The organism is Paenibacillus terrae (genome assembly GCF_000943545.1).
GTDB lineage: Bacteria > Bacillota > Bacilli > Paenibacillales > Paenibacillaceae > Paenibacillus > Paenibacillus terrae_A.
Window position 1 is genome coordinate 20377 of record NZ_JTHP01000038.1, and the last position, 17609, is coordinate 37985.

Below are 17609 nucleotides of genomic sequence, written 5' to 3' on the forward strand. Positions count from 1 at the left end.
TGTGTTCCATACGCTCCTTTTCAGGCATGTACGCGTAATTATATCACTATGGATTTAAAACGTACATCGGATACAAATCCTCATCGTTCAGATATACATTTTAGTTAACATAATATTTATTATGTAATATTTTGTGCAAGCTGTTGTATCCGGGGAATCTAAATAATGCAAAAAACCGATCCTTATTGGAATGGAGGTGTATCCTGCCATCCGCTAAGGATCAGTTTTTTTATGATCTCATCATTATTTCATAATTTCATGCATCCTAAGACTCTCTTCCTTCATGCTGTCTTTTCCACAATCGTGCATACAGACCGTTGTCATCCAGCAGTTCATCATGTCGTCCCTGCTCTACAACCCTTCCTTTGTCCAGTACAACGATGCGGTCCGCATTTCGTACTGTTTTGAGCCGATGAGCAATAGCAATAACGGTTCGGCCTTGTACAAGGCGATCAATCGCCTGCTGAATATCCTTTTCATTCTCAGGATCAAGCGAAGACGTAGCCTCATCCAGCAATACGATCGGCGAATCCTTGAGAATGGCTCGTGCGATGGAAATCCGTTGCTTTTCCCCACCTGACAACGTACTGCCGCCCTCACCTACCCAGGTGTCATACCCGTTCGGCAGCTTGGAGATAAAATCGTGACAGCAAGCTTGACGAGCGGCAGCTTCGATCTCTGCCTGCGTCGCATCACTTTTACCGAATCGAATATTATTTCCAATCGTATCCTGAAACAGATACACGTCCTGAAACACCATAGATACCTTGCGCAGCAGCGCCTCGGGGTCCATCTGCCGCATATCATCGCCACCCAGCAGTACACTGCCCTGATTCGGGTCATAAAAACGTGCGATCATACGCAATACCGTACTTTTCCCGCTACCAGAAGGCCCTACGAGCGCCGTAAAGGAACGGAACGGCATAGACATACTTACATCCTCAAGTACGGGTTGCTCACCATAGCGGAAGCTTACATGTCTCAGCTCGATATCATGCCTTTGCGAAGGCATCTGATCACCGGGCATGACAGGCTCGTTCAGCAACTGGACAATACGTTCCCCTGCCTGCTCGTGATAACGAAACTCGGCGAAATTAACAAGCGCAGTGGTCAGAGGATCATAAATACGTGTTCCTACGATTAAAAAGGAGACAAAAGCGATCACATCCAACTGCCCAGCCAATAATAGATATACCCCGATCATAACCATCCACGTCAAGCCGGAGCGTATAAAAGCAATAGCAGCTAATACAATCGGCCCCAACAGCCCTTCAATTCGGATACTGTGACGCATCAGCTCCTTGAACGCAAGCTCCAGACGCACAAAGCGCTCTCCGGTTAGCTGATAAGCCTTAATTACCCGAATACCGTTCAAATACTCCTGTAGGCGATTAGCCGCGTTAATTTTAGCCCGCATGTGATTAGCTCCCAGCCGCCGCTGTATACGGGAAGTGAGCAATACCAGCAAAATCGCTACCGGAAAAGCAGCGAACAGTGCCAGCGTCATGCGCCAATCCAAAAAGGATAAGCCAATCAACGCCAGCAGCGGCATCGTCACCGCCCCGATCATTTGCGGGACCAAATGGGAAATCCCATGCTCCACCATTGTGATATCACCCATCATCATATTCGCCAAATTACCCGGATCACGCTTGTTCAGAAAACCGAGCGACAGCTTGCGCAAATGCTCAGCCAAACGCGATCTCCCGGTTACAGAAGCGTCATAGGCTCCCCGGTACTGGGAACGATAAGCCGGAACTTCACACAGATACAGCAGAATCAACGACATAAGCAGCCCTCCGCTAATCCACCATAAGCCAGCCGATTGTAGCGAAGCTCCCGGATGAATGAAAGGCTCGAAAATAAGACGGGCCGCCCCTACCAGCAACGCAAATGGAATCAGCCCCGCAACATTAGCCAGAGTCGTATACAATACCGGCTTTAACAGTACCCGCGGATTACCCGCCGTTATATTTTTCAGCATACTCATCGTTTAGCCGTCTCCTCTCCCGGTGCCCCAATCTGCCATTGTCCCGCATCCGTATACGCTTGCCACAAGCGGGCATACAGACCATCTGCACGAATTAGCTCTCTATGCTGTCCCCGCTCAGCAATATGGCCTTCCTGAAGCACCAGAATTTGATCTGCATGCTGAATCGTAGACAAACGGTGTGCGATAACGATCACCGTCTTGTTCTTCATCAGCTCCTTCAAGGCTAGCTGCATCTCGTATTCATTTTCAGGGTCAGCAAATGCCGTGGCTTCATCCAGCACCAGAATGGGCGCATTTTTGAGAATGGCGCGTGCTACCGCAAGCCGCTGCTCTTCACCACCCGACAGATATACTCCGCCTTCCCCGATGAGCGTATCATACCCGTTCTGCAGCTTGGAGATGAACTCATGGCACTGCGCCGCCTTTGCCGCCGCGATAACCTGCTCCATGGAAGCACCTGTATCGCCTACTACAATATTGTTGAACACAGAGTCAAAGAACAGAAAGGTTTCCTGAAATACAAAAGCGACCGTATCCATCAGGTTGGACGTACTCATCTGTCGGATATCCGCGCCACCAATACGGATCGCCCCCTCCTGCACGTCCCAAAAGCGTGGCACCAGATTGGCGATCGTGGATTTCCCGGAGCCGGAAGGTCCAACTAATGCCGTCATTTCCCCTTGTCTTGCGGTAAAGGAAATATCGAACAACACACGGGTCGGTTGAGTTTCCCCGCCGTCTTGAGGCTCCTTAACCTCTTCTGTGCTGCCATAGGAAAAGGAAACCTGCTCAAACTGCACATCATAGGTAGTCGGCTTCTGCGGATGTGCAGGCTCCTGCATTGCAGGCTCGTTAAAAATACGGTCGATTCGATCAACACCTTCATGAATATCTCGCATGGAAGACATGAGGTGCATAATTTTAAACATCGGAGCCGAAACGCCGGGAGCCATCACCAGGAAAAACAGCAGCACCGAGGCAAAAGCGACATTCCCAGGATTACCACTCAGCAGGTAAACGCCCACAGGCAGTACAAAAGCGGCGAATGAGCTAATAATCACCTTAAACACAAGAAAGCCGGTTTGGAATTGGTCAGTAAATTTCACGCAATACTCGCGGTAATGCACCATATCGGAGTAAAACTTACGGAACGAATGCACCGTTTGACCGAATATCTTGATCGCAGGCATCCCACGTACATATTGCACAGCCGATCCGTTCAGACGCTCCAGTGAATTGTAATACTCTCTGACGTTATCCCACGTCTTGGAGCCGCCTATCAGCGTCATCTGGACGGTAAAAGCGAGTAAAATGGGCACAACACAAGCAAGTGCCAGCCACACGTTCAAGCTAAACATAGCGACAATCATCACCACCGCCGTCACGATGACCTGCACCAGATCCGGCAGTTGGTGAGCGACAAATGTCTCTACTTTTTCCACGTTCTGCTCCAGTGTTTTTTTAACTGCACCCGTGGAAGTACCATTAAGCCAGCCCAATGGAAGCTTACCAATATGCGCTGACAGCTTGACACGCAGACCGTATAAAATACGGAAGGCTGCAATATGAGAGATGAGTCCACCGATGTACATCGTAATGAGGCTGGCCAATAAACCTGCGAGCGCGATCAGCCCCCATCGAATCATAAACGGCCCATCCGCTGTTGTCGGTTGTGCAGCGTGTTCGAGCAGTTCCTTGAGCACAAAATACACAGATGCATAAGGCACCAGCATCAGAATGGCGCTTAAACCGGAAAATAGCGCAGAAAAGGTTAATAACCCGCGCTTTTCCCCGGCGATTTGCAATAATCGGGCAATACCCGGCTTTTGTTGCATGAATCATTTCTCCTTTCAAATCACGGCAGTTGCAGAATGCTTTGAGCCTGGTTCTATTGTACGGCTCTTATCCTGCTTCCCGCCGCCGATTCCCGGAGAATCACCAACGCTGGAGGGAGAAGTTTTTTTAATGGAGGATTTTATAACGAAGACAAATGATTGTTTTTTCGGTAGGCACTCGGGTTATAGCCATATGTTTTACGGAATAACGCGGCAAAATGACTAAAGTTGCTATAGCCCACCATCGCTGACGCTTCACTTACGGTGATCTGCTCGTTTTCCAGCAGTTGTTTGGCTCTTTCCAATCTTTGTTCGCGCACAAAGCCAAATACCGTCGTGCCAAATAGCTCTTTAAAGCCGTTTTTGAGCTTTTGTTCATTAATATGTACCATCTGTGCCAGCCGAATCAGACTCGGAGGCTGAACCAGCGTACGAAGCAAAATATCTCTCGCCTCGTGAATACACTGTATATCATTGGGTTTGATCGTCATGGTCGATTTAGGCGGAGCATTGCGTGTTTCTTGCAGAAAAAGGGCCATCAGCTCCAGTGCCTTGCTCTCCAGAAAAAGCTGCCGGGTCATGCCTTGATAAGGATGAAACGACAGTTCCTGAGCAATCGCTCGCATACCAGGCGTAATCACTGTTTCCATACAAGCAAACGATTGTTCCTGACGGATACTCAGTTCCTGTAAAAGCTCACTCCACAACGAAGGATTAAAACGCAGCTCCATATGATTCATTGCTTTATTCCCTGGCATTTCCGCTTGGATCTTCACTTCGTTCATATAAATGAGCTGCACATGCCCTCCATGTTCACGATCTGAACGGAAACCATCGACGGACCAGCTAGCCGAATAATCCAGGTTCAAAGCCAGTTCCAGATAAGGAGTGTCAAACCTTCTTGCAATTTGGACCGGCTCATGGAACAGCATTTTACTATACGAAAGCTCCAAGCCTTGGCGCAAAAAATGCGTACGATGCACACCATTTCCCCATTGCTCAGGTATTTGATAAATATGCTCATGTTTCGTGGACGCGTGAATGGGGTCTTTTTCATAGCTCATAAAGTTTGCATCGGCTATTTCGTTATAGTAATCATTAAATGTAGACGGATCGGTATGTATTTTCATCTTGTTATAGCTTCCCCCTTTAGCTGGATTCGCAGTGCATGCGTGTTTTATTCTTAATCACAAGTATAATGATTATCATTCTCATTTGAAAGATGAAAATTTCTTTCATAGTGCTTGGTTTTTTAAGTTAACATAATATATTTTACGTAACCTATTTGCTGTTTTTAGAATAAACTTGACTTGACTTCGGTGGTGACTGATCGTATAGTATGGATATATCTGTAATCAAGGGAGAGATTTTGATGTCGGTGAACGTTCTTAACTAAGCAACTTCATATTCAGGGAAGACCATTCAGGCGCTTGTGCCCTCCAGGGACAGGTTTGTTTGCTACTGTGTTTTTATCCTGACATTAGTTAAGAACATGCGGATATCATAAATCGCCTCAGGGATTATTTTCTTCTAGGCCTTATTCCGTGCTGTGTTCAGCGCGGTTTTTTTGTTTTCAGATTTTGTAAACTTCCTTTATACACCTCCTATTCATGGGCTAATTAGCTTACAAATTGGTTTACTCATGGATGATTTGGGGACGCATAAATTGGAGCTGCAAAAGCTGGATTATAGGCTTATTTGACGATAAATTCCCTCTTTCCTTCAGGGCGGAGAATGAACGATTTGTTCATTCTCCGCTCTTTTTTGTTTTACAGAAAAGGTTCAAAAAATCCTGGCACTATACAAATAAAGGAGAGATTTATTCATGAATGAAACCACAATGCAGCGTTTGGAATATGACCGGATCAAAACAAGAGTTTCCGAATGTGCTTTTTCTTACCTTGGTAAGCGCCATGCCGCTTCCATGCAACCAATTACAGATATCCGTACGATCAAGATCCGCCTTGACGAAGCGACCGAAGCCTTGCAGCTCATTCGCCACGGTGCAAGTGTTCCTATCCCCTCGCTGGAAGGGATGGAACACATTCTTCACTTGCTGGGAACCGGATATTTGTTCAGCGAGCGCGATTTTTCTCACATTGCCCAATTTATCAGAAGTTGCGTTCAACTGATAAAATATATGGGTTCCAAGCCGAATGCCGCTCCAAGCGTCAGTGCCTATGCTTCTTCCATGTATGGTATGGAGCCCCTTCTGTCTGAAATTGAAAGATGTATTTATTCAGGAAAAGTTACGGACACCGCCAGTAAAGAACTGGCTAAAATCCGCAAAAAAATAGCGGTCACGGAAGAGCGGATCAAAAGGAAACTTGATTCTCTCACCAGCCGTCACCGATCCATCATGCAGGAAAATATGATTAGTCAGCGTGGTGGCCGTTATGTGCTTCCAATCAAAAAAGAGTTCCGCAAACAGGTGAAAGGCAATGTGCTGGATGAATCGGGCAGCGGTCAAACGGTTTACATCGAGCCTGCCGAGATCGTAAGTCTGCAATTCGATCAGAGTGCGAACATGGCGGAAGAATCCAAAGAAGAAATGAAAGTGCTGGGAGACCTGACGGCACTCACTGAGTCATACAACCGGGAGTTGAGCATCAACACAGAGACGGTAGGTATACTCGACTTTTTATTAGCAAAAGCCAAATATGCCATGACTATAGATGCTGTGCCTGTGGAGCTTAACCTTAACGGGATTATAGACATCCGAGGTGCACGTCACCCGTTGATGGCAAATTCCATGGTTCCACTTGATTTCTCAATCGGTGAAGGCTACTCCTCGCTCATCATCACTGGACCCAATACAGGTGGAAAAACGATGGCCCTCAAAAGTGTCGGCCTGTTAACCCTGATGATGCAATCCGGACTACTGGTACCCGTTTTGAAAGGCAGCCGAATGGCTGTATTTGAGGGAATTGAGGTGGACATAGGGGATGGACAAAGCATTGAGCATGCCTTGAGCACCTTTTCTGCACATATCCGCAACATGATTGGCATTTTGGAAACAGCAGGAAACTCCACTCTGATCCTGATTGATGAAATGGCATCTGGAACCGATCCGGGCGAAGGCGTGGGCCTCTCTATCGCTCTGCTGGAAGAATTCCACCGCCGCCGGACAACCATTGTGGCTACCACACACTTTAGTGAGATTAAGCATTTTGCCGAAAATACACCAGGATTCCAGAATGCTCGAATGGAATTTGATACTGAAACACTGCAACCATTATACCGTCTCCGAATCGGTGAGGCCGGAGAAAGCTATGCATACGCCATTGCCTTGAAGCTGGGGATGTGGAATCGTATTATCGAGCGTTCTCAGGCCATTTCAGCAAGCAGAGCATCTCGGAATACACAGGATTCGTTCGTTATCCCCCCTGCTCTTGATGTTGAAAAGCCTGTTACTGCAAGTAAAACTTCCCCCAAAAGAGCAGTTTTAGACCCTTCAGCGACGTCGTTTGCCCTTGGCGATAGTGTTTATGTAGGCTACCTGAATCGGACTGGAATTGTATATAAAACCGAGGATGAACGCGGGAATGTGGGGATTTTGATCCAAGGCCAAAAGCTGACCATGAACAAAAAGAGGCTCGTCCTTCACATAGCTGCTACTGAATTGTATCCTGACGACTATGATCTGGATATTGTTTTAGAAACCAAGGAAAACCGCAAAAAACGGAAGCTTATGGGACGCAAGCATATCCAAGGTCTGATCATTGAATCTCCTCCGAAAAATGAAATGTAGACGCACATGCATATTCTCAATTCAGCATGTTGCATCATTCGATTCCCAACGCTCGAAAGTACAATATATAGATCAACTAAACCGTTTCGATCTATATATTGCTGATTTGAAATCGCTCTTGGGATTGTTGCAAAATGCTCAATTGAAAAAAAAGCTTTTTTTGAATGTCAGTGAACTTTAATCTGCAAGTGGACACTTTGATAAGAGTGATCCACTTGCAGATTCTACTTGTTGTCATTTGAATGCATTAATAGGACTCATAAATCTAGTTTGGTTAACGTAATATGTATTATGTAATCAAGTTGATTTCTCCATTTCAAATTTCCTATATATTCCAAAACCGTGTTTTTCAAATAAACCTCCTATATCAAACGTCTGTAATGCAAAAAAAGGCGTGTCCAAAGTTAATGGCACGCTCTATTGTTGGTATTTTATTGGTTTGTATTACTCAATCCCACACTCATCGAAATATAACTTTGGTCATCATTCAAGATGATAGGATTGTTTGTAATTATATATTGCACCTAGCAAATTCGCTTCATTGCCTAATTTACTTTGTTCAATATCTGCACGCACAAAATTATAGATAGAATCCATATAAAGCTTCTCTAATTCTTCCCTAATCGTAATCACAAATAAAGGATTTTCAGATATGCCTCCCCCAATAACAAACTTTTCAGGGTCAAGAATCGATTGCAAATTAATGATTTGTGTTGCGATGTTCCTACAGTATTCTTGAAAAATCGTTTGGACCGTGCGATCACCTTCTTCAATAAACTTGAATACTTTTTCACCTGTTATAGAATCTGCAGGAAGTCCTTTAGCTTTCGCAACGGTTTTTGTTAAAACAAAACTACTCCCTTGCATTCCAAGCAGATAATCAACATTGTCGGCATACTCGTTGTTAGTTCTGATGAAGGAGAATTCTCCAGCCGATAAATGGTGGCCTTTCAGCAATTTCCCTTGAGAGATGATACCACCACCCATCCCTGTTCCAACTACCAGAACGACACCATCGGTAATTCCTTGTAATGAACCGCGCCATGCTTCTCCAAGAGCAGCACACTTTCCATCATTTTCAATCGCTACGGGTTTGTGAAACGCTTCCTTAAAAATTTCTATCATATTTATATCATTTATATATCTTAATGAACCACCATGCACCATATGGCCGCTTGCTGAATTCACAATGCCTGGCATGCTGACGGCTATACCTTCACAATCATCCATAAACTGATTATGAATTTGCTTTAAAGCTACAAGCAGATTCTCAAGTGAGTCCAGTGGAGTTTTAACTTTCCCCTTGCTCATAAATTCACCTTGAAAATACAAACTGAATTTTATAAAAGAGCCGCCAATATCAAAAACCAGTATTTTATTTTTCATACTACTATAGTCCTTTCATTGAGCAGTTTTGAGTAGTTCTCTCAATAACGATAATTAATTTTATTGGTTTTGTAAATCCATCATTTTCTTTATCGTTAGTAAGACACCGTTCTCTTCGTTGGATTTGGTGATGAAACTAGCTGCATTTTTGGCATCGTATGCTTAGATTTGTAGAATTCTAAAAAATGAAAGAAAGACTCTTCTTCTATGTTCTCTCTATAGACTACAATCTGATCAGTCAAACCAATACCATACTGGCTTTTAATTCACCATTGCTTTCCAACTTATTCTGAATTATTCTAAGGTTTTATCATATGACAATCGCTAAAATAAGGAGGCTCATCTATTGAAGAATGCTGTTGAAGAACTCGCTAGGCTCATCGAGGATCATGAAAAAGAATTCTCTTCCATCTCAGAACATGAATTTAATGCCAAACCTTTCCCAGAAAAATGGTCTAAAAAAGAAATACTAGGGCATCTGTGCGACTCTGCTTCTAATAATCATCGAAAATTTATAATGATTAAGCATTCAACATCCCCTGTCAAAATTGAATCGTATGCGCAAAATGATTGGGTTGCAGCTAATCAGTATCAGGAAGCGTTCTCCCACAATGTTCACAATATTAATGACACAAAGTCGTTGATGCAATTTCCAAGTCAGGGTGCAATTCCTTTTGTTTAGTTTACATAATAATTTTTATGTAAACTAAACGTATTTATTTTCAAAATGAACCCATGGTATTACTTACAATCCCGTTATTGGTATCTGAATATCCAGCTTATCCATCGCTTTTTCCTTTTCCCGATCGGTGACATGCGTATATACAGTGGTCGTCTGGATGGATGAGTGTCCTAGCAGTTCTTGCACAGTACGCAGATCAGCCCCCTTACGTAAAAGCATCGTTGCAAACGTATGCCGCAGCTTATGGCTGGAGTAAGATACCCGACGTTCCGCAGTCTTATCCTGCTGGAATCGCTCGAATGTTTCCGTAGCAATCTGCTGAATAGAGCGCACCGCCAAACGGCGGCCTTTTTGCGACACGAACATCGCGTCCTCCTTCCCCCTCCATGGGGTTAATCTTTCCTCCAACGCACGTTCCACAATATCACACACATCCTCTGGCACCGGAAGCGTTCGCCACTTGCGTCCTTTACCGAACACATCTAAGGTACGTCGTTCACGGCTGTAATCCGAGATATTCAAAGAATGAACCTCTCCCACCCGCAATCCCATGTACACCATGAGCAGAAAAATAGCCATGTTGCGATTTGCATATTTTCCCTCTATTGCGAGCAAAAACGGCTGAATTTCCTTTTCATCCAAATAGACCGGCATACGATTCTTCTCGGTCTTTGCTTTTTTAATTCCAGATGCCGGATTCGTGCTGCACAATTCAAATTCCTGCAACGCTTTGTAAAAGCTACTTACCGCCGCATGCTTCCGGTTCCGCGTACTATCTCCGGCCCCACTTTCCCGCGCTTTAGACAGATACGACATCACATGAATTTTCTTCACCTGATCAAGTGGCTTTTCACGCAGCGTACGTAAGAACTGCTTCACATCCCCTGTATAGTTTTTTTGCGTATGTATCGTATAACCTGCATCTTTCATCCAGATCAAAAAAGCTTCCAGCTCCTCAGCATATACTTCATCAATATCATCTATCATATCCGGCTCCATTTGCCGTCCCCCTTTTTTCATCCCGATTACCTCCGCTCCGATTCATCTTCCCAATATACTGTAAAACGTCCATTTTCGCCTACTTTTTATCGACAATTCGATCGACATCTTGTGCGTGAGAGCTAATGAAAGTCGATTTAAACCTAAACTGCGTATAATTTATATTATACGCAGTTATTTTAGGCACTTTTTAAGTATAAATAAAGCCCTTAGCCTTGTCTAGCGCGCAATTTAAAACTCTATATCTTCAAATAAAAGAACCGCATTTTTGCGGTTCTTTTTTGCGACATATCCTGTCCGCCAGCAACAGGAAGGACGCCACTTTATAGCACTGTCAGAATTCGGGGACCATCCTCGGTAATCGCAACTGTATGTTCATACTGAACACAAACGGAATGGTCTATGGTCCGGGCTGTCCACCCGTCCTCTTCAACATAAGAACGCCAACTACCTAATGGCAAGAACCATACCTTTCTTCAAGCGTACTCCCTTGCCCTTATATCCATAATGGGGAACTGCCGGTTCCTCCCATAACTCCCTTCCTACGGCATGACCCGTAAACTCCCTAACATTGCCGTACTCATGCTGCTGAGCAAGATTGTCTATTGCATATCCGATATCACCTATCCGATTTCCGGCAACTGCTTGCTCAATGCCTAGGAATAAGCTTTCATGACACACCTCCATCAGCTTCTCGATTTCCTGGGAGACGTTTCCTACAGCATATGTCCAACCGGAATCCCTATGATAGCCATTATAAAAAGCACCAATATCAATGGTAATCACATCGCCATCAATTAAAGGAACAGAATCGGGAAAGCCGTGGCATATAACATTATTTTTAGCGGTACAGATGGATGCTGTAAAGCCATTATGCCCCTTAAAGCTGGAAGTTGCACCCCGTGAGCGTATTTTCTCCTCTACCAATCGGTCGATATCGATGGTTGTAATGCCCGGCTTGATTAAGGCGGCCAACATAGCATGGCATTCTGCAACAATTCGGCCAGCTTCCCTCATGATCTCAATTTCTTCATCCGATTTAAAAATAATCATTATTGTATCTCCTCACTTCTAAAGTGTCATAGCATCTTACTCTTTTCTTTTCATTAAATAGTTGTAACGATTCCGACATTTAGAACTGCAAAATTTGGTAACCTGAGCACGCTGATATTGAATAAACTAATTATTGCATTGAATACACCTTTGCAATTATTCTTTGAATACACGATTGATTTTTTGTATTAACCTGGTGTTAAGCACTATTACGGATCCATATTTTAAATGGATTAATTCATTTAATGCGTTTAATGAAACTATATCAAAAAAAAACAATAGGCAGTCAAATGCTATTCATTTAGCTAATTACGCCTAAGCACCTGTTATCACCAGCATCAGGAAGCATATCTAAGAACCCATGGGGTGAGTAGCCGTCGGCGGGACATGGGTGATGTGAAAAAGAATTTTGCTGTCTCTCTCCATTTTCCCTTCATCATTCAGCAAGCTATACTTAAAGAAGTCGAAAGGCAAACTTATTTTCAGCTTATGTTCATTTCAAAAATGTAAGTTATTCATGACAAAGGGAGTGTTCATTTATTTATGAGTACCGAAATGCTTGAACGTCGAAGTGAAATTCTAAAACGGAACATCCATCAGTTGCTGGTTCAGGAAAATCAACACGGCGTGACGCGTCAAGAAAATTACACTTTGCACAAAATGATCAGAGAGCTTCATCAAACTTCTCACGCCTTGAATACTTCCCGTTGATATGAAAAAATACGAATGTTTAAATTTTTAAATGCAAAATAACCTTCAGCCCCACTTCCTTAGTGGTGTTGAAGGTTATTTTGTCGTGTATAGCTTTTAATGAGTAAGTTATGATTTCTTCGCAAGATTATCCCTTGGAGCGACTCAGCAGATACAGGAAGTATGGAGCACCAATGATCGCCACGATCAAACCTGTCGGGATTTCCTTCTGTAAAGGTAAGGATCGTGTGATCGTATCGGCCACAAGCACTAACAGTGCCCCAACCAATGCACAGGCCACTAACAGCATCTTATGCTTTGGCCCCACCAGTTTTCTCGCCAAATGCGGAGCAACTAAACCGACGAAGCCGATTCCCCCGCTAACCGATACGCTGGAACTGGCCAATCCAACCGCAGCAGCGAGCAGAAGGATGTGTTCTTTTTCAATAGATGTACCTAACCCGGATGCCGTCTGATCTCCCAAATTAAGCACATTCATTACATTGGCCTTGTAGTATGCGAAAGGCAGCAACACCACAAGCCAGGGTAACAGTGCCATTACAAATTTCCAGTTAGACCCCCATATACTTCCTGCCAACCAACTGGCAACAAACGTATAACTTTCAGGCGTAAGCTTGAGAGTCAAGATGATCATCGCAGCACTGACCCCCGCCGCTACACCAATCCCGCTTAGCAGTAACCTTGTCGGAGAAATCCCTTCACCCTTTTTGTAAGAAAGCGCGTAGATCAGAATAGCAGCCGCTCCTGATCCAATCAGTGCAAGGCCAGGTAGTAAAAACAATGAATTCGTTGTTTGCATCGTTGGGAAGAGCAATACAAACAGCATAACCATCAGCCCGGCTCCGGCATTAATCCCCAAAATACCAGGGTCCGCCAAACCATTACGTGAAACTCCCTGCATGATACAGCCAGAAACCGCCAGACCTGCACCGATCAAAATGGAAATAACCATTCGCGGCAATCGGAATTCAAACAAGATTAATTCCTGCTGTGGAGTCCCTTGCCCAAATAAGGTTCTAAAAAGCTCCATTGGCGAAAGTCGAATGGTTCCTGTATTCGCACTAATGGTGAATGCAACAATGAGCAGAATGAGCAGAACGATAACAACGATCCAATCATGGATTTTTTTACGGTGACCTGCTTTGGCAATAGCTCCAGTCGTGATGTTATTCATCTTACAGTGCTCTCCTTTCTTTACGAGCCAGATAAAGGAAGAATGGTACCCCAATCAGGGCAATAAGCACGCCTACTGGTGTTTCCTCCGGTGCATTAATCATACGAGCCGCCAAATCGGCAAACACGATGAGTAAAGCCCCCATAATGGCCGAGCAAGGAATGATCCAGCGATAATCGACACCTACCAGCTTGCGGGTCATATGAGGAATAATCAGCCCTACAAAGCCGATAGATCCTACCAGCGACACTGCCGCCCCCGCCAGAATAAGTACCAAGATCATCCCAAGCACCTTTACAATGCCAGTGCGCTGACCAAGACTGAGCGCAATTTCATCCCCGAGGCTGAGCAGCGTAATAGACCGTGACAGCATAAGAGCGCCGATAAAGGCTGCCACAACCCAAGGCAAGACAATCCCCAGTTGCACCCACTTGGTTCCGCTAAGTCCCCCTGCATACCAGAAGGCCAGATCCTGTCCGACATTAAAATACAAGCTGATCGCGTCACCCAGGGCAGACAGCAATGCCGTTACAGCTGCACCCGCCAATACAAGGCGTACTGGCGTAAGTCCACCCTTGGATATGGAGCTTGTACCATATACCATCACAACAGCTAAGGCCGCGCCAACAAAGGAGTACAGCATCAGTTGTAAAAAGGATGACCCGGGAAAAAGAGCAAAACAAATCGCCATCGCCAAACTGGCTCCCGAATTCAATCCAAGTAAACCCGAGTCAGCAAGCGGATTGCGGGTCATCCCCTGCATAATCGCCCCCGCCACAGCGAAGCAGACTCCGATCAACACACCACCCAAAATCCGTGGTAGCCTGATTTCCCAAATAATTTGATGATTTTGTATTTCAGGATTAAAATGAAAGACTGCATTCCATACCTCAAACAGCCTAATAGGAGCTGCACCAAAAGATAGGGATAAAGCGATACCGAACGCCAAAAGGGCTAGTCCGGCTGTTAAGATGAGTGAAGCCGCCCATGGCCGTGAGTGGAATGGAGTCGGCGGCTGGCTATGGTTACTCTGGGCGGGACTCTCCGATGATTCTGATAATTTCATGACTATTTTTCACCCTTACTGTTGAATAGTATGTAGGCTATCACACAAATCTGTGCTCATGAAGGCGTTTGATAATGAGAATTATTATCATGCAATCTTTACTATTGTAAATTAATGCGGCAATGGCTTCAATAGTAAATTTCGACGAACCCGTGAAGCCCTGCAATTTTGTGAAAAATAAAGCCCTTTGGCATCAATACCAAAGGGCTGCCAGCAACACCTGAGTAACTACTTCTGTGAAGCCTTCTCTTTATTCCGTTGGACGAGCATGTCTGCGATTTCTTCTGCTTGTCCAACAATGGCAATCGGGTCAAAGTACCAATAGCGATCCTCCTGTAACTCAAAGACCCTGCCATTTCGGACGGCATCCAGTGACTTCCATATACTGTCCCCTGTATAACCGGTGGTTTCCTTGTTAACCGTCAGAAAAATATAAGAGCCGGCATACTGATTAATAACTTCTTTCGATACCGATTTCCATTGAGTCTCACCTAATAATTCTTTTTGGACAAGAGGTGGGGGCGTCAAATCCAGTCCTCTGTATACCGCCTGTCCTCCTCTGCCAAAGTTATCACCATATACATAATATTCCTTCGTTGAAGCCTCCATGACAGTGAAGGTGTCCTCAGGTTGAATGATTCCCATTAACTTGTCGCGTGCTGCCTGCATCCGCTGATCGTATTGGGCTAGCCACGCTTTAGCCTCCTGATCCTTACCAAGAAGCTCTCCAAAAGCAGTTAATTCCTCATGTACATCCTTATACGTACCATAAGGAATAGCGACGGTCGGTGCAATTTTACTGTACTTCTCATATTGAGAAGCATCTTTGGAACCAATCAGAATCAAATCCGGCTCCAGAGTAAGTACCTTTTCAAGGGACACGCTATCGCGGTCTCCAATGCTTGTAATACCCTGTACAAGATTCTTTGAAAACGGATTGTCCAAATAATACTTAACACTCCCCACGGGTTGAATACCGAGAGCTAACAAATCATTCTGATACATATCTACTACGATCCGTTGAGGATGAGTTGGGATTGTAACATCACCATGAATTGTTTTGACTGTTTTCGTTGCTGGCTTCTGCTCGGTAGAAGTTTGATTCTGCTTTCCGTCAGCCTGCCCCGTATTTCCTCCACAAGCGGTCAGAGCCAGGATGAATGACAGCAGCATCATTGCAATCCACATTTTCTTCTTCAAAACATTCATTCCTCTCTCTGCTTACATTTCATACTATTTCATTTAGGTACCGTACTGGGCTTGATGCAGACGGCTATATGGACCTTTTACCGCCAGCAATTCTTCATGCCTACCTTGCTCGGCGATTCCCTGATCGGCAACCACGATAATGCGGTCGGCGTTTTTAATCGTTGCCAGACGATGCGCAATAACGAGCGTTGTGCGTCCTTGCGACAACTCTGTCAAAGCCTGCTGAATCGCAGCTTCTGTCTCTGTATCCAGTGCTGATGTTGCTTCATCCAAAATGAGAATAGGTGGATTTTTGAGGAACATCCGGGCAATAGACAAGCGTTGCTTTTGCCCCCCCGACAGCTTCACGCCCCGTTCACCAATCATCGTATCCAAACCTTCCGGATATGAACGAACGAGGTCTTCAATCTGAGCCCGTCGGGCGGCATCCCAAATTTCTTCTTCCGAAGCACCTAGCTTGCCATATGCAATATTTTCACGAACCGTTCCATCGAACAGGAACACATCCTGCTGTACGATCCCAATCATGGAGCGCAACGATTCCAGCTTCATTTCACGGATATCCATACCATCAATGGTAATGTTGCCTTCCTCCACATCATAGAAGCGTGGTAACAAACTGCAAAGCGTCGTTTTACCTGCTCCTGAAGGGCCGACCAGTGCTACAGTCTCTCCCGCATGGATGGATAGGTCCACTTTACGCAATACTTTGTCTTTGTTTTCATAGCCAAATGTTACACCTGCAAATTGGATCTCTCCATTGAGATGGGTAACGGTCTTGGCCCCTGGCAGATCTTCTACATCCAATTCACTTTCCAACAAATCCAGGTATCGGCGGAAGCCGGCGATGCCTTTGGGATACGTTTCAATAACGGAGTTAATCTGCTTGATTGGTGCGAGAAATACGTTGGACAGCATCACAAACGCGATAAATTCCCCGTACGTCATTTGCCCTTCAATCACAAACCATGTACCGCACACGAGTACAAACAGCGAAACCAGTTTCATCAGAACAAAACTAATCGAAGAATTCCAAGCCATAATACGGTAAGCAATTAGCTTAGTTTTACGGAATCGTCCGTTATTTTCAGCAAAACGCTCCATTTCATGCTCTTCGTTCGAAAATGCTTGTACGACGCGGATACCACTGACGTTATTTTCGATGCGTGCGTTGTAATCTGCGATATCCGAAAACATGCGATGGAAAGCAGCATTCATTTTACGGCTAAAATACAATGACAAGTAAATCATAAGCGGCACAATAATGAACGTCAGCACTGCCAGCTTCCAGTTAATGCCGAGCATGATGCCGAAGGCCCCTCCCAGTGTCATCAACGCGATAAACAAATCTTCAGGTCCGTGGTGGGCGATTTCCCCGATATCCATCAGATCGTTGGTCATACGGGAGACGAGATGCCCTGTTTTGTTATTATCAAAAAAACGGAAGGATTGCTTTTGAATTCGATCAAACAGCTTTTTACGCATATCCGATTCAATGTTAATCCCCAGCTTATGGCCCCAATAGGTAACCACGTAATTTAATCCGGCACTGACTACATAAATACCAAGCAGTCCTAGACAAGCATATAAAATCCACTTCCAGTTCCCGCTAGGCAGCAAATCATCGACCACCCGGTTGACGGCAAGTGGGAAAGCCAGCTCCAGCAGTGCAGCCAGCAAGGCGCAAGAGAAATCAATGATAAACAAAGTCCGGTAAGGACGGTAATATTCAAAAAAACGTTTTAGCATG

Annotated in this window: 12 protein-coding genes and 2 pseudogenes; 3 read left to right on the forward strand and 11 right to left on the reverse strand. The window is 44.8% G+C overall.

Annotation, left to right across the window (positions count from 1 at the left end):
• Positions 1-265: 265 nt before the first annotated feature.
• The 3 genes from QD47_RS17785 to QD47_RS17795 form a co-directional block, all read right to left on the reverse strand.
• A complete protein-coding gene (locus QD47_RS17785) occupies positions 266-1990 on the reverse strand; it encodes an ABC transporter ATP-binding protein (protein ID WP_044647388.1) in 1725 nt (574 codons plus the stop codon).
• Positions 1987-3828: an ABC transporter ATP-binding protein gene (locus tag QD47_RS17790; protein ID WP_044647389.1), complete on the reverse strand. Its 1842-nt coding sequence runs from the start codon at positions 3826-3828 to the stop codon at positions 1987-1989. Before QD47_RS17790 ends, QD47_RS17785 begins: the two co-directional genes overlap by 4 nt.
• Before the next feature lie 140 nt (positions 3829-3968).
• Positions 3969-4958 carry an AraC family transcriptional regulator gene (locus tag QD47_RS17795; RefSeq protein ID WP_044647390.1) on the reverse strand — a complete coding sequence of 330 codons (990 nt, stop codon included), beginning with the start codon at positions 4956-4958 and terminating at the stop codon, positions 3969-3971.
• 695 nt (positions 4959-5653) lie between these two features.
• On the opposite strand from QD47_RS17795, the gene QD47_RS17800 reads away from it, so the two are divergent.
• Positions 5654-7579 (forward strand): endonuclease MutS2, encoded by a 1926-nt coding sequence (locus QD47_RS17800; protein WP_044647391.1) that lies wholly within the window; start codon positions 5654-5656, stop codon positions 7577-7579.
• A 483-nt stretch (positions 7580-8062) separates the two neighbouring features.
• On the opposite strand, the gene QD47_RS17805 is transcribed toward QD47_RS17800, so the two are convergent.
• Complete coding sequence (locus tag QD47_RS17805) at positions 8063-8965, reverse strand: ROK family protein (RefSeq protein ID WP_044647392.1); 903 nt, start codon at positions 8963-8965, stop codon at positions 8063-8065.
• A gap of 60 nt (positions 8966-9025) precedes the next feature.
• Positions 9026-9121, reverse strand: a pseudogene (locus QD47_RS33935) (hydrolase); the annotation flags it as partial.
• Positions 9122-9311: 190 nt separating this feature from the next.
• On the opposite strand from QD47_RS33935, the gene QD47_RS17810 reads away from it, so the two are divergent.
• Positions 9312-9647, forward strand: a complete 336-nt coding sequence (locus QD47_RS17810) for a hypothetical protein (RefSeq protein WP_052646789.1) — start codon at positions 9312-9314, stop codon at positions 9645-9647.
• A 63-nt stretch (positions 9648-9710) separates the two neighbouring features.
• Here QD47_RS17810 and QD47_RS17815 read toward each other — a convergent pair whose 3' ends face one another.
• Together QD47_RS17815 and map are read right to left on the reverse strand one after the other, a co-directional pair.
• Entirely contained in the window at positions 9711-10667 is a 957-nt protein-coding gene (locus tag QD47_RS17815) for a tyrosine-type recombinase/integrase (RefSeq protein WP_044647393.1), read from the reverse strand.
• A gap of 302 nt (positions 10668-10969) precedes the next feature.
• Positions 10970-11699 (reverse strand): annotated as a pseudogene (gene map, locus QD47_RS17820) (type I methionyl aminopeptidase).
• 543 nt (positions 11700-12242) lie between these two features.
• Here map and QD47_RS32575 point away from each other — a divergent pair.
• The gene (locus QD47_RS32575) at positions 12243-12410 is read left to right on the forward strand and encodes a hypothetical protein (RefSeq protein WP_007432475.1); all 168 of its coding nucleotides are present in this window, start codon (positions 12243-12245) and stop codon (positions 12408-12410) included.
• Between the two features lie 127 nt (positions 12411-12537).
• Here QD47_RS32575 and QD47_RS17825 read toward each other — a convergent pair whose 3' ends face one another.
• The 4 genes from QD47_RS17825 to QD47_RS17840 form a co-directional block, all read right to left on the reverse strand.
• Positions 12538-13584, reverse strand: coding sequence for a FecCD family ABC transporter permease (locus QD47_RS17825; protein WP_044647394.1), 1047 nt, complete (start codon positions 13582-13584; stop codon positions 12538-12540).
• Position 13585: 1 nt separating this feature from the next.
• Positions 13586-14650 carry a FecCD family ABC transporter permease gene (locus QD47_RS17830; protein WP_044647395.1) on the reverse strand — a complete coding sequence of 355 codons (1065 nt, stop codon included), beginning with the start codon at positions 14648-14650 and terminating at the stop codon, positions 13586-13588.
• A 228-nt stretch (positions 14651-14878) separates the two neighbouring features.
• Positions 14879-15859 carry an ABC transporter substrate-binding protein gene (locus tag QD47_RS17835; protein WP_044647396.1) on the reverse strand — a complete coding sequence of 327 codons (981 nt, stop codon included), beginning with the start codon at positions 15857-15859 and terminating at the stop codon, positions 14879-14881.
• Positions 15860-15892: 33 nt separating this feature from the next.
• Positions 15893-17608, reverse strand: coding sequence for an ABC transporter ATP-binding protein (locus QD47_RS17840; protein WP_044647397.1), 1716 nt, complete (start codon positions 17606-17608; stop codon positions 15893-15895).
• Between the last annotated feature and the right edge of the window lies 1 nt (position 17609).

What these genes read in the sequence shown, in the direction of transcription:
- QD47_RS32575 (WP_007432475.1), top strand. Translation starts at nt 12,243, where the DNA reads ATGAGTACCGAAATGCTTGAACGTCGAAGTGAAATTCTAAAACGGAAC.
- QD47_RS17785 (WP_044647388.1), bottom strand. Translation starts at nt 1,990, where the DNA reads ATGAGTATGCTGAAAAATATAACGGCGGGTAATCCGCGGGTACTGTTA.
- QD47_RS17800 (WP_044647391.1), top strand. Translation starts at nt 5,654, where the DNA reads ATGAATGAAACCACAATGCAGCGTTTGGAATATGACCGGATCAAAACA.
- QD47_RS17795 (WP_044647390.1), bottom strand. Translation starts at nt 4,958, where the DNA reads ATGAAAATACATACCGATCCGTCTACATTTAATGATTACTATAACGAA.
- QD47_RS17815 (WP_044647393.1), bottom strand. Translation starts at nt 10,667, where the DNA reads ATGAAAAAAGGGGGACGGCAAATGGAGCCGGATATGATAGATGATATT.
- QD47_RS17840 (WP_044647397.1), bottom strand. Translation starts at nt 17,608, where the DNA reads ATGCTAAAACGTTTTTTTGAATATTACCGTCCTTACCGGACTTTGTTT.
- QD47_RS17805 (WP_044647392.1), bottom strand. Translation starts at nt 8,965, where the DNA reads ATGAAAAATAAAATACTGGTTTTTGATATTGGCGGCTCTTTTATAAAA.
- QD47_RS17830 (WP_044647395.1), bottom strand. Translation starts at nt 14,650, where the DNA reads ATGAAATTATCAGAATCATCGGAGAGTCCCGCCCAGAGTAACCATAGC.
- QD47_RS17835 (WP_044647396.1), bottom strand. Translation starts at nt 15,859, where the DNA reads ATGAATGTTTTGAAGAAGAAAATGTGGATTGCAATGATGCTGCTGTCA.
- QD47_RS17825 (WP_044647394.1), bottom strand. Translation starts at nt 13,584, where the DNA reads ATGAATAACATCACGACTGGAGCTATTGCCAAAGCAGGTCACCGTAAA.
- QD47_RS17790 (WP_044647389.1), bottom strand. Translation starts at nt 3,828, where the DNA reads ATGCAACAAAAGCCGGGTATTGCCCGATTATTGCAAATCGCCGGGGAA.